The sequence below is a fragment of the Streptococcus canis genome (assembly GCF_900636575.1).
GTDB lineage: Bacteria > Bacillota > Bacilli > Lactobacillales > Streptococcaceae > Streptococcus > Streptococcus canis.
Map to the genome: position 1 here is coordinate 1,184,678 of NZ_LR134293.1, position 17,134 is coordinate 1,201,811.

The 17,134-nt window shown below is 40.7% G+C and carries 15 protein-coding genes and 2 pseudogenes; 15 read left to right on the plus strand and 2 right to left on the minus strand.

Features of this window, described 5'->3' with window-relative positions; translation table 11 throughout:
• Positions 1 to 250: 250 nt before the first annotated feature.
• The 5 genes from arcA to EL097_RS06115 all read left to right on the plus strand — a co-directional run bounded on the left by arcA (position 251) and on the right by EL097_RS06115 (position 6,082).
• Positions 251 to 1,486: an arginine deiminase gene (arcA, locus tag EL097_RS06095; protein ID WP_003044470.1), complete on the plus strand. Its 1,236-nt coding sequence runs from the start codon at positions 251 to 253 to the stop codon at positions 1,484 to 1,486.
• Between the two features lie 6 nt (positions 1,487 to 1,492).
• Entirely contained in the window at positions 1,493 to 1,927 is a 435-nt protein-coding gene (locus EL097_RS06100; protein ID WP_003044466.1) for a GNAT family N-acetyltransferase, read from the plus strand.
• A 126-nt stretch (positions 1,928 to 2,053) separates the two neighbouring features.
• On the plus strand, positions 2,054 to 3,067 hold the full coding sequence (gene argF / locus EL097_RS06105) for an ornithine carbamoyltransferase (protein ID WP_003044463.1): 1,014 nt from the start codon (positions 2,054 to 2,056) through the stop codon (positions 3,065 to 3,067).
• 173 nt (positions 3,068 to 3,240) lie between these two features.
• Positions 3,241 to 4,734, plus strand: a complete 1,494-nt coding sequence (locus EL097_RS06110; RefSeq protein ID WP_003044458.1) for a YfcC family protein — start codon at positions 3,241 to 3,243, stop codon at positions 4,732 to 4,734.
• A 16-nt stretch (positions 4,735 to 4,750) separates the two neighbouring features.
• Positions 4,751 to 6,082: a dipeptidase gene (locus EL097_RS06115; protein ID WP_003044454.1), complete on the plus strand. Its 1,332-nt coding sequence runs from the start codon at positions 4,751 to 4,753 to the stop codon at positions 6,080 to 6,082.
• Between the two features lie 69 nt (positions 6,083 to 6,151).
• Here EL097_RS06115 and EL097_RS11060 read toward each other — a convergent pair.
• Positions 6,152 to 6,584 (minus strand): annotated as a pseudogene (locus tag EL097_RS11060) (IS110 family transposase); the annotation flags it as partial.
• 237 nt (positions 6,585 to 6,821) lie between these two features.
• Between EL097_RS11060 and arcC the strand changes: the two are divergent.
• Positions 6,822 to 7,772 carry a carbamate kinase gene (arcC, locus tag EL097_RS06125; RefSeq protein ID WP_003044451.1) on the plus strand — a complete coding sequence of 317 codons (951 nt, stop codon included), beginning with the start codon at positions 6,822 to 6,824 and terminating at the stop codon, positions 7,770 to 7,772.
• 286 nt (positions 7,773 to 8,058) lie between these two features.
• On the opposite strand, the pseudogene tnpA reads toward arcC, so the two are convergent.
• Positions 8,059 to 8,523, minus strand: a pseudogene (gene tnpA / locus EL097_RS06135) (IS200/IS605 family transposase).
• A gap of 340 nt (positions 8,524 to 8,863) precedes the next feature.
• On the opposite strand from tnpA, the gene asnA reads away from it, so the two are divergent.
• From asnA to EL097_RS06180, 9 genes are all read left to right on the plus strand, one after another.
• Complete coding sequence (gene asnA / locus EL097_RS06140; RefSeq protein WP_003044444.1) at positions 8,864 to 9,856, plus strand: aspartate--ammonia ligase; 993 nt, start codon at positions 8,864 to 8,866, stop codon at positions 9,854 to 9,856.
• Positions 9,857 to 10,048: 192 nt separating this feature from the next.
• Positions 10,049 to 10,588: a 16S rRNA (guanine(966)-N(2))-methyltransferase RsmD gene (rsmD, locus tag EL097_RS06145; RefSeq protein WP_003044441.1), complete on the plus strand. Its 540-nt coding sequence runs from the start codon at positions 10,049 to 10,051 to the stop codon at positions 10,586 to 10,588.
• Positions 10,578 to 11,069 (plus strand): pantetheine-phosphate adenylyltransferase, encoded by a 492-nt coding sequence (gene coaD, locus EL097_RS06150; protein WP_003044438.1) that lies wholly within the window; start codon positions 10,578 to 10,580, stop codon positions 11,067 to 11,069. Before rsmD ends, coaD begins: the two co-directional genes overlap by 11 nt.
• Positions 11,056 to 12,093, plus strand: coding sequence for a SepM family pheromone-processing serine protease (locus EL097_RS06155; RefSeq protein WP_003044435.1), 1,038 nt, complete (start codon positions 11,056 to 11,058; stop codon positions 12,091 to 12,093). The genes coaD and EL097_RS06155 overlap by 14 nt, the downstream gene beginning before the upstream one ends.
• Before the next feature lie 304 nt (positions 12,094 to 12,397).
• On the plus strand, positions 12,398 to 13,381 hold the full coding sequence (locus EL097_RS06160; RefSeq protein ID WP_003044432.1) for a LacI family DNA-binding transcriptional regulator: 984 nt from the start codon (positions 12,398 to 12,400) through the stop codon (positions 13,379 to 13,381).
• A complete protein-coding gene (gene rbsK / locus EL097_RS06165) occupies positions 13,374 to 14,285 on the plus strand; it encodes a ribokinase (protein WP_003044429.1) in 912 nt (303 codons plus the stop codon). The genes EL097_RS06160 and rbsK overlap by 8 nt, the downstream gene beginning before the upstream one ends.
• On the plus strand, positions 14,260 to 14,658 hold the full coding sequence (gene rbsD, locus EL097_RS06170) for a D-ribose pyranase (RefSeq protein WP_003044426.1): 399 nt from the start codon (positions 14,260 to 14,262) through the stop codon (positions 14,656 to 14,658). Before rbsK ends, rbsD begins: the two co-directional genes overlap by 26 nt.
• A 15-nt stretch (positions 14,659 to 14,673) precedes the next feature.
• On the plus strand, positions 14,674 to 16,152 hold the full coding sequence (locus EL097_RS06175; RefSeq protein ID WP_099983095.1) for a sugar ABC transporter ATP-binding protein: 1,479 nt from the start codon (positions 14,674 to 14,676) through the stop codon (positions 16,150 to 16,152).
• Between the two features lies 1 nt (position 16,153).
• Positions 16,154 to 17,095, plus strand: a complete 942-nt coding sequence (locus tag EL097_RS06180; RefSeq protein WP_003044421.1) for an ABC transporter permease subunit — start codon at positions 16,154 to 16,156, stop codon at positions 17,093 to 17,095.
• Positions 17,096 to 17,134: the final 39 nt, after the last annotated feature.

Consider the following 17,134-nt stretch of genomic DNA (forward strand, 5'->3'; position numbering starts at 1 on the left):
TTAAAAGTTTTTTTGACTTTTTTTAATTTATAACTATAAGTTTTTGCGTCAAAATGTAAAAAACATACAAGTAAACGGATACAAATTTATAAAAACATATTTTTTGACAAAAAACTGTAAACGATTACACAAGGTGAACGTGAGCAATATCCCATTTTTATCCTTGTTAAAGAGTACACTAGAGATGTAAGCAAGAGTTAAGAATCTTGACGGTGAATTCACAAAAACCAATTAGAAAGAGGTAATTCTTATGACTGCTCAAACACCAATTCATGTTTATTCTGAAATTGGCAAATTGAAAAAAGTTTTGCTCCACAGGCCTGGCAAGGAAATTGAAAATCTCATGCCAGATTACTTGGAACGTTTGTTGTTTGACGACATTCCATTTTTGGAAGATGCCCAAAAAGAACACGATGCTTTTGCCCAAGCTTTACGTGATGAAGGCGTTGAAGTATTGTACCTTGAAACCTTAGCTGCTGAATCTCTTGTCACACCAGAAATTCGTGAAGCTTTCATCGATGAATATTTAAGCGAAGCTAACATTCGTGGAAGAGCTACTAAAAAAGCTATCCGTGAATTGTTGATGTCTATCGAAGATAATCAAGAATTGATTGAAAAAACCATGGCAGGGGTTCAAAAATCTGAACTTCCAGAAATTCCAGCTGCTGAAAAAGGCTTGACTGACTTGGTCGAATCCAATTATCCATTTGCCATTGACCCAATGCCAAACCTTTATTTCACCCGTGACCCATTTGCGACTATTGGTACAGGAGTTTCTCTCAACCACATGTTCTCAGAAACTCGTAACCGTGAAACCCTTTATGGTAAATACATTTTCACACATCACCCAATTTATGGTGGTGGCAAAGTGCCTATGGTTTATGACCGTAATGAAACCACTCGTATTGAAGGTGGGGATGAACTCGTTCTTTCAAAAGATGTGCTTGCTGTTGGTATTTCTCAACGTACAGATGCTGCTTCTATTGAAAAATTGTTGGTTAACATCTTTAAACAAAACCTTGGTTTCAAGAAAGTGTTGGCCTTTGAGTTTGCAAACAACCGTAAATTCATGCACTTAGACACTGTCTTTACCATGGTTGACTATGACAAATTTACCATTCACCCAGAAATTGAAGGCGATCTTCGCGTTTACTCTGTTACTTATGACAACGAAAAACTTCATATCGTTGAAGAAAAAGGTGATTTGGCAGAACTTCTTGCTGCTAATCTTGGTGTTGAAAAAGTTGACCTTATCCGTTGTGGTGGTGACAACTTAGTAGCAGCAGGTCGTGAACAATGGAACGATGGTTCTAATACCCTTACTATCGCACCAGGTGTAGTTGTGGTTTACAATCGTAACACCATTACCAATGCCATTCTTGAATCTAAAGGATTGAAATTGATCAAGATTCACGGAAGTGAATTGGTTCGCGGTCGTGGTGGACCTCGTTGTATGTCAATGCCATTTGAGCGTGAAGATATTTAATAAGCTATGGTAAAGGTGATTGTAGGCCAGGAGCCTTTTCAAAGGGCAGCTAGTCTTTATCTTCGCTTCTGTGTCTTTGTTCTTGAACGAAATATTGCTATGGCAGATGAATTTGATGCCAATGATGAAAAAGGGACGGTCTATGCAGTCGTTTATGAAAAAGACCAACCTGTTTCTACAGGACGATTTTTAGCTGAAACGAAAACAGAAGCACGATTAACACGCATTGCAACCTTAAAAGACTATCGAGGGCGAGGCTACGGTGCTAAAGTGATTGAGGCACTGGAAGCCTATGCCAAAGATAAAGGCTTTCACCAACTAACCATTCACAGTGAATTAACAGCACAAACCTTTTATGAAAGCCTAGGTTATCAAGCCTTTGGTTCCAAGTATTTAGAAGATGGTGAGTATTGTCAATCACTTGTAAAAACCATTGCTTAATGGGAGAAGAATATGGACATAGCAATGCTAATTGCGATTGTTGGTGGTCTATTAGGCTGCTATCTCTATCTCACAAAAAATAATTAACCAAAACAGATTACAGTTAACACTTGAAGGAGACAATAGATGACACAAGTATTTCAAGGACGTAGCTTCCTAGCAGAAAAAGATTTTACACGCGCTGAATTAGAATATCTTATTGATTTTTCAGCTCATTTGAAAGATTTGAAAAAACGTGGTGTGCCTCATCACTACTTAGAAGGTAAAAATATTGCCCTCTTATTTGAAAAAACATCAACTCGTACGCGTGCAGCTTTTACAACAGCAGCCATTGACCTAGGTGCTCACCCAGAATACCTTGGTGCCAATGACATCCAACTTGGTAAAAAAGAATCAACTGAAGACACTGCCAAAGTATTGGGTCGTATGTTTGATGGGATTGAATTCCGTGGCTTTAGCCAACGCATGGTTGAAGAATTGGCAGAATTCTCAGGTGTGCCAGTTTGGAATGGCTTGACTGATGAGTGGCACCCAACCCAAATGCTTGCTGACTATTTAACAGTGAAAGAAAACTTTGGTAAACTTGAAGGCCTTACCCTTGTTTACTGTGGTGATGGACGTAACAATGTTGCCAATTCCCTTCTTGTGACTGGTGCTATCCTTGGTGTTAACGTTCATATCTTCTCACCAAAAGAACTCTTCCCAGCAGAAGACATTGTAACATTGGCTGAAGGTTATGCTAAAGAAAGCGGCGCTCGTATCCTCATCACAGAAGACGCTGATGAAGCTGTTAAAGGCGCAGACGTGCTTTACACAGACGTTTGGGTATCAATGGGTGAAGAAGACAAATTCAAAGAACGTGTTGAATTGCTTCAACCATATCAAGTCAACATGGATCTTGTTAAAAAAGCAGGAAATGACAACCTTATCTTCTTGCACTGCTTGCCAGCTTTCCATGACACAAACACCGTTTATGGTAAAGATGTTGCTGAAAAATTCGGCGTCAAAGAAATGGAAGTCACTGACGAAGTCTTCCGCAGCAAATACGCTCGTCATTTTGACCAAGCTGAAAACCGTATGCACACCATCAAAGCGGTTATGGCAGCAACGCTTGGTAACCTCTTTATTCCAAAAGTGTAATAAGGATTGGTACTCCTTAATATAATCCTTTCACATGTCAATGTGACCCCTTTAATTTAACAATTTAACTACTTAAAAACGTACTTTAACTACATGACAAGTCGTTCTGGTTCTCGTGTCCTTGACCGGAACTGGGACGGCTTATTTTTATGAAAAGGTAAGAGGTAATCATTATGACAGAAGAAAAAAAACGAGGGTTTAGAATCCCTTCTTCTTACACCGTTCTTTTTATCATTATTGCCATTATGGCAGTATTAACCTGGTTTATTCCAGCTGGTGCCTATGAAACTGCCAAAGACGGTAGCGTTATTTCAGGCACTTACAAAACGGTAGCATCTAATCCTCAAGGATTTTTTGATATTTTGATGGCTCCTGTTCGAGGCATGTTAGGTGTTGAAGGTACTGATGGCGCTATTCAAGTGTCTTTCTTTATCTTAATGGTTGGTGGCTTTTTAGGAGTTGTCAACAAAACAGGTGCCCTTGACACGGGGATTGCGTCAGTGGTTCGTAAAAATAAGGGCAGAGAAAAACTATTGATTGCTATTTTGATTCCTTTATTTGCCCTAGGTGGAACTACCTATGGTATGGGGGAAGAAACCATGGCTTTCTACCCACTTTTAATTCCCGTGATGATTGCGGTTGGTTTTGATAGTATTGTTGCAGTGGCTATTATCTTGATTGGTTCTCAAATTGGGTGTTTGGCTTCTACTATTAACCCATTTGCAACTGGTGTAGCAGCCGATGCTGCTGGTGTCAGCATCGCAGACGGAATGATTTGGCGGATTATTCAATGGTTTATCCTTGTCGGCATGTCCATTTGGTTTGTTTATAATTACGCTAGTAAGATTGAAAAGGATCCAAGTAAATCATTGGTCGCAGACAAGGCAGAAGAGCATAAGGAATTCTTCCAATTGCAAAACTCTGGAGAAGACTTAAACAAACGCCAACGAAACGTTTTGACCATTTTTGCCTTGACCTTTGTCATTATGATTCTTAGTTTGATTCCTTGGGAAGATTTTGGTATCAAACTCTTTACTAATATCAATACTTGGTTAACCACAATGCCTATCTTAGGGGGAGCTATTGGGAAAACCATGGGAGCATTTGGTACTTGGTACTTCCCAGAAATCACCATGCTCTTTATCATGATGGGTGTCTTGGTTGCTATTGTTTATCGTATGAGTGAAGATGATTTCCTTAGTTCATTCTTGACTGGTGCAGGTGAATTCTTAGGTGTTGCCATGATCTGTGCTATTGCGCGTGGTATTCAAGTTATCATGAACGGTGGTATGATTACAGCAACTATTCTTCACTGGGGCGAAACTGGACTCTCAGGATTGTCTTCTCAAGTCTTTATTATTCTTGCCTATATCTTCTACCTCCCAATGTCCTTTTTGATTCCATCAACGTCAGGACTTGCTGGGGCAACAATGGGTATTATGGCACCGCTCGGACAATTCTCAAATGTTCCTGCCCACCTTGTTATCACTGCCTTCCAGTCAGCTTCTGGTATTTTGAACATGATTTCCCCAACCTCAGCAATCGTTATGGGAGCTCTTGCACTTGGTCGAGTTGACCTTGGTACTTGGTGGAAATTTATCGGTAAATTTATTGTAATGGTTATGCTTGTGAGCGTGCTATTACTTGTAGTTGCAACATTCTTTTAACGGATAGGAGGTTCCTATGGAATCCTATATCAAACCTCAACATCAAGAGGCCTGTGTGGCAGCCATTAAAAAGATTGTTTCTTATCCTTCTGTTTGTCATGAAGGGGAAAACGGCACACCTTTTGGACAGGCTATTCAAGATGTCCTTGAAGCCACATTAGACTTATGTCAAGGTCTTGGCTTCCATACTTATATCGATCCAAAAGGTTATTATGGTTACGCCGAATTAGGGGATCAAAAAGACATTTTAGCTGTTCTTTGCCATTTGGACGTTGTTCCAGAAGGAGATCGCAAATTATGGCAGACAGATCCTTTTGACTGCGTTGAAGTAGACGGTTGTTTATTTGGTCGAGGTACTCAAGATGACAAAGGACCGACCATGATGGCACTTTTTGCCACCAAAGCTTTGATAGATGCAGGTGTTACCTTTAATAAACGCATTCGCTTTATTTTCGGGACAGATGAAGAAACCTTGTGGCGATGTATGAATCGCTACAATGACATAGAAGAAAAAGCGACCTTTGGTTTTGCTCCTGACTCAAGTTTCCCTTTGACTTATGCTGAAAAAGGTCTACTTCAGGCAAAATTAGTGGGTCAAGGTTCTGATAAGCTGTTACTTGAGATTGGACAAGCCTACAATGTTGTTCCTGCCAGAGCGTCTTATCAAGGAGACAAGCTAACCGCTTTGCAAAAAGAACTAGATAAGCTTGGCTTTGAGTACGTGGTTAAAGAGGGAGAGTTAACGGTTTATGGTCTCGCCCAACATGCTAAAGATGCTCCAGATGGGATTAATGCCCTGATTAGACTTGCCAAAGCATTAGTGGTCCTTGAACCTAATACAACTCTTGATTTCCTTGCCAATGTCGTTGATGAAGATGGCAGAGCACTCAATATTTTTGGACCAATTGAAGATGAACCTTCTGGCAAATTGAGTTTTAACGCCGCAGGGCTTACCCTAACTAAAGACAAGGCAGAAATCCGCTTAGACATTCGGATTCCAGTTTTGGCGGATAAGGAAAAATTAGTCCAACAATTAAGCCAAAAAGCACAAGAGTACGGTCTAACCTATGAAGAATTTGATTATTTGGCACCTTTATATGTGCCATTAGATAGTGAATTGGTAAGGACCCTATTAGCAGTCTATCGGGAAAAAACAGGTGATCAACGGCCTGCCCAATCATCAGGTGGTGCCACTTTTGCTAGAACAATGGACAACTGTGTTGCCTTTGGAGCGCTTTTCCCTGATGCAGATCAAACGGAACACCAAGAAAATGAACATATTGTTTTAGCCGATGCTTACCGTGCTATGGATATTTATGCGGAAACTATTTACCGACTAACGCGATAACAACAGATGAGGAGACGTTTGAAAACATCAAAGTTAACTGATTTATTGCTTACCCTAATGTCGAGCGTACTAAAGAGAGGTTTTGAAATCTGATTTTTGCCATTCAGCAACACAGAATCCATGTTGTTGTGCAAAACAAACAGCGTCTTGAACAGACAGTGTGTTATCAGAATTTCTGATTTCGGTCAGTCCCTGTCAAACAGGCTTGTAACAGTCTTGCTTTACAGAGAACTTGGTAACTAAAAACGAGTAATCTGCGACAGATAGCGATAATCGTTTTTCGGTGTCCACGTCGTTTCTTGAATTTGAGATACTTGTTTCTCAGTTCTGGGTGCTTGTTAGCCTTGACAACAGCGTTTGCGATTTGAACAAGGAATGGTAGGTATTGTCCTTCTTTAGGAATACGAGTAGAAAACGTTTCCCAGCGCTTTCATTGTGAGCAGGGATAAGTCCAAAGTTTTCCAACTGAAATAAAGACAGTTATATCACACCCAATGTCTGACGAGTTGTTTATTCAAGGATATGTTTATGTGCTCTTGGTCACAGTTAGTTGTGCTTGAGGAAATGGGCTACCCCTATAAATATGCGAGCTAGTGGCTCTGCCTCTCACTTACTCTTTTCCCCGTGATTTGTAGTAGTGATAGGTCTTCTCATTTATATTATAGAACAAAAGAAAGAGCGCAACACTTTTTCATTCAGTGTTGTGCCTTGAGTAAAACGAAAGGAATGAATGATAATGATGACAAAACAAAAAATCGTAGTCGCACTTGGAGGAAATGCTATTCTTTCAACAGATGCATCAGCAAAAGCCCAACAAGAAGCCTTGGTTTCAACATCAAAATCATTGGTTAAATTAATCAAAGAAGGTCATGAAGTTATCGTGACCCACGGAAATGGTCCACAAGTTGGTAATCTTTTATTACAACAGGCAGCAGCAGATTCTGAAAAAAATCCAGCTATGCCTTTAGACACTTGTGTTGCCATGACAGAAGGCAGTATCGGTTTTTGGTTAGTCAATGCTCTTGACAATGAATTGCAAGCCCAAGGCATTCAAAAAGAAGTGGCAGCTGTTGTCACTCAAGTGATCGTGGATGCCAAAGACCCGGCTTTTGAAAACCCAACAAAACCAATTGGGCCTTTCCTTACAGAAGAAGATGCTAAAAAACAAATGGCAGAGTCAAAAGCAAGCTTCAAAGAAGATGCCGGTCGCGGCTGGCGTAAGGTTGTGCCATCACCAAAACCAGTTGGCATTAAAGAAGCTAATGTCATCAGAAGTCTCGTTGATTCTGGCGTTGTTGTGGTCAGTGCTGGTGGTGGTGGTGTGCCCGTTGTGGAAGATGCTACTAGCAAGACACTTACTGGTGTGGAAGCTGTTATTGACAAGGACTTTGCTAGCCAAACCCTTTCAGAATTGGTGGACGCAGACCTCTTTATCGTTTTGACAGGAGTTGACAATGTTTACATCAATTTCAATAAACCTGACCAAACAAAATTGGAAGAAGTAACGGTTTCTCAAATGAAAGAGTACATTACACAAGATCAGTTTGCTCCAGGTAGTATGCTGCCTAAAGTGGAAGCTGCTATTGCTTTTGTGGAAAACAAACCAAATGCTAAAGCCATTATCACATCGCTAGAAAATATTGACAATGTGCTATCAGCAAATGCTGGGACACAAATTATCGCAGGGTGAACAAGAGGATTTTCAGACAAGTCATTAACTAGCCAGACAATACAGTCGAAAACGACGAATCATTTGTTCTTGATGATGTTACGACTTGATTCTTATAACGCTTTCAAATCTACTTGTTGCTTGGTTGATGAGAATCGCTACAAAATCATGACCACCTGTCTAACGGGTGGTTTGAACCGGGGCTATAAGCCCACATCACCAGCCAGCGCCTAAAGACGCTGGCTTTCACTTTGTTCAAGCCTCGCTGCTCTTGACTCGTCACTAGCCTCTTAAAGAGGCAGTTGTACTACTTGCCACTATCCCTAAAGGGATCCTCATATTCTTTCACACTCAACTTATCAAGTGCTATATCATGTTTTTCCTGCTCTTGAATATATTTCTTTATGGTGGCTTCATTGAGACCAACTGTACTCACGTAATAGCCCTCTGCCCAAAAATGTCGATTCCCAAATTTGTATTTTAAGTTGGCGTGTTTATCAAACATCATTAAAGCACTTTTACCTTTTAAATACCCCATGAAACTTGATACACTTATTCGTGGTGGAATGCTCACTAACATATGAACATGGTCTGGCATCAGATGTCCTTCTATAATTTCCACTCCTTTGTAACTGCATCATCGGCGAAATATCTCGCCTAAACTGTTTCTATATTGATTATAAATAACTTTTCGTCTATACTTAGGTGTAAACACAATGTGATATTTACACATCCACTTTGTGTGTGATAAACTATGTGCCTTTTGTGCCATATTATTGTCTCCTTTCGCTTTACAGTTGGCTTGAACACCCTTATTGTATCGCGTTTGGAGATTTTTTGTATAACATCTGATGCGCACCCGCATAGCGGGTGGTTTATTTGTCTCGCACCTATCGGAGCGAGACGGGCTTAAAGCCACATAAAACAGAAAGAAAAGGCTAAATTTCAATGAAATTAGTCTTTTCTTTTACTTTTAATAAGTGTATAATAATCATGCTATTTTTTATTTTTCAAAAATAACAAGCAAAATAGGAATAGGCTAGCTACTAGTAAACAATAGAATTGCTAGGGCTATTAGATGCTATGAAATCACTAAAACAGAAGGAGGAGCTATGAAGAAAAGTTTTATTTATCAACAAGAAGAGATTTCCTTTGTTAAAAATACATTTACACAGTATTTGATTGCTAAACTTGATGTTGTTGAAGTGCAAGGCCCCATTTTAAGTCGGGTCGGGGACGGTATGCAGGATAATTTGTCTGGTATTGAAAATCCAGTATCTGTCAAAGTTTTGAACATTCCCCATGCAACTTTTGAAGTCGTGCATTCGTTAGCAAAATGGAAACGTCACACCTTGGCCCGTTTTGGCTTCAATGAAGGCGAAGGTCTTGTTGTTAATATGAAGGCTCTCCGACCTGATGAGGATTCACTTGACCAAACGCATTCAGTCTATGTTGACCAGTGGGATTGGGAAAAAGTGATTCCTGATGGCAAGCGCAACCTAGCCTATCTCAAAGAAACAGTTGAAACCATTTACAAGGTTATTCGGCTAACCGAATTAGCTGTGGAAGCTCGTTATGATATTGAAGCTGTTTTACCAAAGAAAATTACCTTCATTCACACTGAAGAATTGGTAGCTAAATACCCCGATTTGACGCCCAAAGAACGCGAAAATGCTATTACCAAAGAATTTGGTGCGGTCTTCTTGATTGGTATTGGTGGTGTTCTGTCAGACGGCAAGCCACATGATGGTCGGGCTCCTGACTACGATGATTGGACAAGTGAATCTGAAAATGGCTATCATGGTCTCAATGGTGATATCTTGGTTTGGAATAACCAGCTTGAATCGGCCTTTGAATTATCCTCAATGGGGATTCGTGTAGACGAGGAAGCTCTGAAACGTCAAGTAGAAATTACTGGTGACCAAGATCGTTTAGCCTTTGATTGGCACAAATCCTTGTTGAATGGTCTTTTTCCGCTCTCTATTGGTGGAGGGATTGGCCAATCACGCATGGCCATGTTTTTATTGCGCAAAAAACATATTGGAGAGGTTCAGACGTCTGTTTGGCCTCAAGAAGTTCGTGATAGCTACGATAATATCTTGTAAGCTAAGAGCAATCTCTCTTGGTTTAAAGTCATAGACCCGTTGGTATTTCTCTATTCTTAGTGGGGCTCATTTTTGACATTAGTAAAGGCTTGGGGTATTTGTCCTGGTCTTTTTTGACGTCAGGTGTTAAGAATTTTGAAAAAAGAGATTATTTTTAGGGTCTGCCCCTAGAAATTTGCTATAATGAATGGTATGAGAATTGTATCAGGTGAATTTGGCGGGCGTCCCTTGAAGACGCTAGATGGAAAAACAACGCGCCCCACGTCAGATAAGGTTAGAGGGGCCATTTTTAACATGATTGGCCCTTACTTTGATGGTGGTCGTGTGTTAGACTTATTTGCAGGTTCAGGTGGATTGTCTATCGAGGCTATTTCTCGTGGCATGTCGGCTGCTGTTTTAGTGGAACGAGATCGCAGGGCGCAAGCCATTATTCAAGAAAATATTAAGATGACCAAATCTGAGGATCAGTTTGCCTTATTCAAAATGGAAGCTGACCGTGCCATCGCACAGTTGACTGGCCAATTTGACTTGGTCTTTTTAGACCCTCCTTATGCCAAGGAAACCATCGTGGCTACGATTGAAGCTTTAGTGGCCAATAACTTACTAAGTGAAGAGGTTATGGTTGTTTGTGAAACGGACAAAAGTGTTGTTTTACCCGAAGAAATTGGAAACCTTGGGATTTGGAAAGAAAAAACTTATGGAATTAGTAAGGTAACCGTGTATGTCAACTAAAATAGGACTTTATACAGGATCCTTTGACCCTGTCACAAACGGGCATTTGGATATTATTAAGCGAGCTAGCCACTTATGTGACCAGCTCTATGTTGGGATTTTTTATAATCCCACAAAAGAAGGCTTTTTTAAACCTGAAATTCGTCAGCTTATGCTGACTCAAGCCTTAGAAACTTTTTCTGATGTGACGGTGGTGATGGCAGAAAATCGCCTAGCTGTTGATGTGGCCAAAGAATTGCAGGTAACTCACTTGATTAGAGGGTTACGAAATGCAGCTGACTTTGATTACGAAGCCAATTTGGAGTATTTTAATCATATGTTAGCCCCAACTCTTGAGACCGTTTATTTTATTTCAAAAAATGAATGGCAGCCGCTTAGTTCTAGTCGAGTAAGAGAATTGATCCATTTCCAGTCTTCCTTAGAAGGCTTGGTTCCTCAATCAGTTATCGCTCAAGTGGAGAAAATGAATGAAAATAATTAAAAAAATCAAATGGTGGCTGGTTAGCCTTTTTGCTCTAGTAGCTTTGCTGATTACCCTCTTTTTCCCTCTACCTTATTACGTTGAAATGCCTGGCGGCGCTTATGATATTCGCTCTGTTTTACAAGTTAATGGAAAAGAAGATAAAGGGAAGGGATCTTATCAATTTGTAGCCGTTAGCCTTAGCCGCGCCAGTTTGGCACAGTTATTGTATGCTTGGTTAACCCCTTTTACCGAAATCAGTTCCGTTGAAGACACTACGGGTGGTTACAGTGATGCTGATTATATCCGCATTAACCAATTCTACATGGAAACCTCGCAAAATGCAGCGATCTATCAGGCATTAACCTTGGCGAACAAACCCGTTACGTTGGATTACAAAGGGGTTTACGTATTAGATGTTAGCAAAGACTCAACCTTCAAAGGTGCCTTGAATTTAGCAGATACTGTCACTGGTGTGAATGACAAGCAATTTAAGAGTTCGACAGAGCTTGTGGACTATGTTTCTCATTTAAAACTTGGGGATAAAGTAACTGTTCAGTTTATGAGTGATAGTCAGCCCAAGTCTGAGACAGGCCGTATTATTAAACTTAAAAACGGTAAAAATGGTATTGGGATTGCTCTTACAGACCATACTAAAGTTAGGTCAGAGGATAAGATCGCGTTTAGCACGCAAGGTGTTGGTGGTCCCAGTGCTGGTTTGATGTTTACCCTTGATATTTATGACCAAATTGTCAAGGAGGATCTTCGTAAAGGTCGTATCATCGCAGGTACAGGAACGATTGGCAAACATGGCGAAGTGGGAGATATTGGTGGCGCAGGCCTTAAAGTTGTGGCTGCCGCAGATGCTGGTGCTGAAATATTCTTTGTTCCTAACAATCCTGTGGACAAGGCCTTAAAAAAAACGCATCCCAAAGCCATCAGCAACTATGAAGAAGCTAAGCGAGCAGCTAAGCAATTAAAAACTAAAATGAAGATTGTGCCTGTGACCAATGTTCAGGAAGCTTTGGCTTATCTTCGGAAATGACAGTGTGATGAGAATCCGTAAAAGGAAACAGTAAAAATAAGTGAACCAGTTAGAGGAGTGCTAAACGAATCTTTCGGGTTCTTTTTTATGCTTGGAAGTTATAGGACATGAGGCAGGGGAGGACTAATCAAAGCATTTCTCATAAAAACCCATTTTCTTTATTAGGCACCTCGTCAAAAGGCTGATAGTTAGGGGTTAATTCTTTTTATTAAACTAATAGAAAATAGTTGACAAGGAAAAAGAAAACGATTACAATAACTAGTGTGAGAACGGTTCCACAAAAGAGGATTAAGGAGGAAAGGCTGTGGCAACAATCAAACAAGTCGCTCAAGAAGCAGGGCTATCTAAGTCAACAGTTTCCAGATATATTTCTCAAAAGGGCTATGTTTCAGATGAGGCGAGGGATAAAATTAAGGCAGCCATAGCTAAGTTACATTATAGCCCAAACGTTTTGGCTCAGTCATTGAAAACCAAAAAAAACCAATTGGTTGGCCTACTCCTGCCAGACATCTCTAACCCCTTCTTTCCTCGTTTGGCAAGGGGGGCAGAAGAGTATTTAAAGGAAAAAGGCTACCGTGTCATGCTAGGAAATATTTCGGACAGCGAAGCCCTCGAAGAAGAATATGTCCATGTCCTTCTTCAAAGCAATGCGGCCGGTATTATTACGACCCATGACTTTACCAAGCGTTATCCCGACTTGCCCATTCCAGTTGTTGTCGTTGACCGTGTTGATCAAGAAACCCAGTACGGTGTCTTTTCAGATAATAGGGCAGGTGGCTTATTGGCGGCTCAGACTGTCTGGCGGGCAGGGGCAAAAGAAGTTCTGCTAATTAGAGGTCCGCTGGACAATGCTGAAAATATTAATGAGCGGTTTGAAGCTAGTCTTTCTTATCTTCAGAACAAAGAAGTGACCCTACGCATCTGTGACAGTCACAGTTTTGACTTTGAAAGCATTCAGTTGGAGGCTAACGGTAATCTCAATCGTTATCCAACGATTGATAGTATTATTGCACCATCAGATATTCATGCCATTGCTTATATTCATGACCTGCATTCGCGTGGAAAAAGAATTCCTCAGGATGTTCAGGTGATGGGCTATGATGACATCTTGATGAGTCAATTTATTTACCCTTCCCTATCAACCATCCATCAATCTTCTTATTTGATGGGACATTATGCAGCTGAGTTAGTGTATCATATTGCTAATCAATTGCCAGTGGAAGCCAATCGCATAAAATTACCTGTTCACTATGTGGAACGTGAGACGATAAGGAGAAAAGATGAGTAATATTGTTATTGTTGGTAGTATCTCCATGGATCTTGTCATGAAGACCCATCGTATCGCCCAAGAAGGAGAGACGGTTTTTGGAGATAGTTTTGCCATGGTTCCTGGTGGAAAAGGAGCCAACCAAGCAGTTGCTGTGGGACGATTAGCGTCAGAGCAAGATAAAATTACCATGTTAGGAGCTGTTGGTGAGGATTCCTTTGGCTCTCTCTTGTTAACCAATTTAACAGAAAATGGGGTTAACACAAGCTTTGTGGAAACGGTACCATCTTCATCTGGTATTGCTCAAATCACCATTTTTAATCACGACAATCGCATCATCTACTGTCCTGGTGCGAACGGTCAAGTGGATACTACTCTTTGGGAAAAAGAGTGGGCGGTATTGGAAGCTGCTGATTTGGTGATTCTTCAAAATGAAATTCCTCATCAGGCTAATGTAGCCATAGCTCAATTTTGTCATGATAAAGACATCAAGGTGCTCTATAATCCAGCCCCTGCCAGAGAAACAGATAAAGAAATGCTAGATTTGGTAACCTATCTCACACCCAACCAGCATGAAGTTCAAGAACTCTTCCCAGATAAAGAGTTGGATACTATTGTTGAGGCCTATCCAAACCGTCTCATTGTCACTTTGGGAACAAAAGGGTCAACTTATTTTGATGGGCAAGTGATTCAGTTAATTCCAGCTATTAGAACTGAAGCGGTTGACACAACAGGAGCAGGAGATACTTTTAATGGGGCCTTTGGATTTGCTATCACAAAAGGTTTAGAAATGCGTGAGGCTTTACAATTTGCGACCCTGGCATCACATTTATCTGTTCAACAATTTGGCGCTCAAGGTGGCATGCCAAGCTTATCAGAAATGAAGGAGCATAAAGCTTATGAAAAAACATGGGATTTTAAATAGCAATCTGGCTAAATTAGCAGATGATTTAGGGCATACCGACCGTGTCTGTGTTGGAGATTTAGGTCTTCCTGTTCCAGATGGGGTAGCTAAAATTGACTTAGCGCTTAAACCTGGTCAGCCTAATTTCCAAGAAGTTTTAGAGGTGTATCTGGAGCATATCTTGGTTGAAAAAATCATCTTGGCTGAGGAAATAAAAAGCCAAAACCCTGACCAACTCGAACAGTTGTTGGCAAAACTAGATGCTTCTGTCACCGTTGAATATGTCAGTCATGACGACTTAAAACAGCTAACAAAATCAGTGAAGGCTGTGGTTAGAACAGGTGAAAACACGCCGTATTCCAATGCCGTCTTACAGTCAGGGGTGATTATTTAGAAAGGAACCAATAGCATGAAAATTGACATGAGAGGGATTTCCAAAACTTTTGGGACTAACAAAGTGTTAGAAAAAATTGACTTGGTTCTAACATCTGGAGAAGTCCATGCCCTAATGGGAGAGAATGGTGCAGGTAAGTCTACCTTGATGAACATTTTGACGGGTCTTTTTCCTGCAAGTTCTGGAAGCATTTTGATTGATGGTAAGGAAATGACCTTTGCTAATCCTCAAGAAGCAGAAGCCTTCGGTATTAGTTTTATTCATCAGGAAATGAATACCTGGCCAGATATGACTGTCTTAGAAAACTTGTTTTTGGGGCGGGAATTAAAAAAAGCTTTTGGCTTGTTAGATGACAAGGCCATGCGTGACAAAGCAAAGGCTGCCTTTAAACGTTTGGGAGTGTCTATTCCTCTGGACAAACGCATTGGAGACTTATCAGTTGGCCAACAACAAATGATTGAAATTGCTAAAAGCCTATTGTCAGAAGTCTCCTTACTGATTATGGATGAGCCAACAGCTGCTTTAACAGATCGTGAAACAGAGAATCTTTTTAAAATTATTCGGAGCTTAAAAGCAGAAGGTGTTGGTATTGTTTATATTTCGCACCGCATGGAAGAGATTTTTAAAATCACGGATGTGGTAACGGTTATGCGAGATGGCATTGTGGTTGACACGAAAGCTACTCAAACAACCAACCCAGAAGAACTGGTCAAAAAAATGGTCGGGCGTGACATTGAGGATTATTATCCAGAAAAGACGGCTACCCTTGGGGCGGTCGCTCTTGAGGTTAAGAATTTGTCCAGTCAGGCATTTGAAGGGGTTTCTTTCCAAGTTAGGCAGGGAGAGATACTTGGTTTTTCTGGCTTAATGGGATCTGGTCGCACAGAAATCATGCGAGCCATTTTTGGTTTAGATTCTAAACAGTCAGGACAAGTGATGATTGATGGTACCCCAGTAACCATTCACAGCCCAGCCCAAGCCATTAAACAGGGAATCGGATTTTTAACTGAAGACCGAAAAGAAGAAGGCTTGATTCTTGATTTCAGCATCAAAGACAATATGACCTTACCAAGCACCAAGGATTTCAGTAAGAATGGTTTCTTCGATGACAAAACAAGTACAACCTTTGTTGACCAATTGATTAATCGCTTGCGCATTAAATCTGGGACACCAAGTTTACCGGTGGGAAATCTTTCTGGTGGTAACCAACAAAAGGTTGTTCTGGCAAAATGGATTGGCATTGCGCCAAAAGTTCTGATTTTAGATGAGCCTACTAGAGGAGTGGATGTTGGTGCCAAACGTGAGATCTATCAATTAATGAATGAATTGGCAGAAAGAGGTGTGCCTATCATTATGGTTTCTTCAGACTTACCTGAAGTATTAGGTGTCAGTGATCGCATTATAGTCATGCATGAAGGCAAAATTGCTGGCCAGCTAAGCCGTGAAGAAGCTACTCAAGAAAAAGTCATGCAATTGGCAACAGGAGGAAATTAAGGTGAAACAGGTAATGAAATACATGTCAGAGTTAACCACTCTGGTCGCACTCGTTGGGTTAATGATTGTCATCACGCTGATTAATCCTAACTTTTTAACCACAAACAATTTATTGAACTTGCTTTTGCAAGTTACTGCTAATGGCTTTATTGCTTTTGGGATGACCTTTGTCATTTTAACTGGTGGTATTGATTTATCAGTTGGATCGATTTTGGCTCTTTCCAGTGCGCTTTCGGCAGGGTTTATAGCCTCTGGTGTTCCCGTGCCATTAGCCATCTTACTGGCAATCCTTATGGGGGGGCTGTTTGGCATGCTAAATGGTTTCTTTATTTCCCATGGGAAACTAGCTCCTTTTATCGTGACCTTGGCGACCATGACCATTTTCCGTGGGGCAACGCTTGTTTACACCAATGGGAATCCGATTACCAAGGGACTGTCTGATTCCTTCTTTTTCCAATTTTTAGGACAAGGTTACATTGTTGGCATTCCTTTCCCTGTTATTCTCATGTTTATCGTCTTTCTTATTTTGTATGTGCTTTTGCACAAAACAGCCTTTGGGAAATCCGTTTACGCGCTAGGAGGCAATGAAAAAGCAGCCTATATCTCAGGTGTTAAACTCAATAAAGTCAAACTTATTATTTATACCATTTCAGGAATGATGGCTGCTATTTCTGGGCTAATCATTACCTCTCGTTTGAGCTCTGCTCAGCCAACGGCTGGTAGCAGTTATGAAATGGATGCTATTGCAGCAGTTGTTCTTGGAGGAACTTCTTTATCAGGAGGTAAAGGGCGTATCCTAGGAACATTGATTGGTGCCTTGATTATTGGGGTCCTTAATAACGGGTTAAACATTATTGGTGTATCAGCCTTTTGGCAACAAGTGGTAAAAGGGATTGTTATTTTGATTGCTGTGTTACTGGACCGCTTGAAAGTGGCAAAATAAAGAAGGATTGTTATTGCTAGCATGCTTTGACATGCTCCG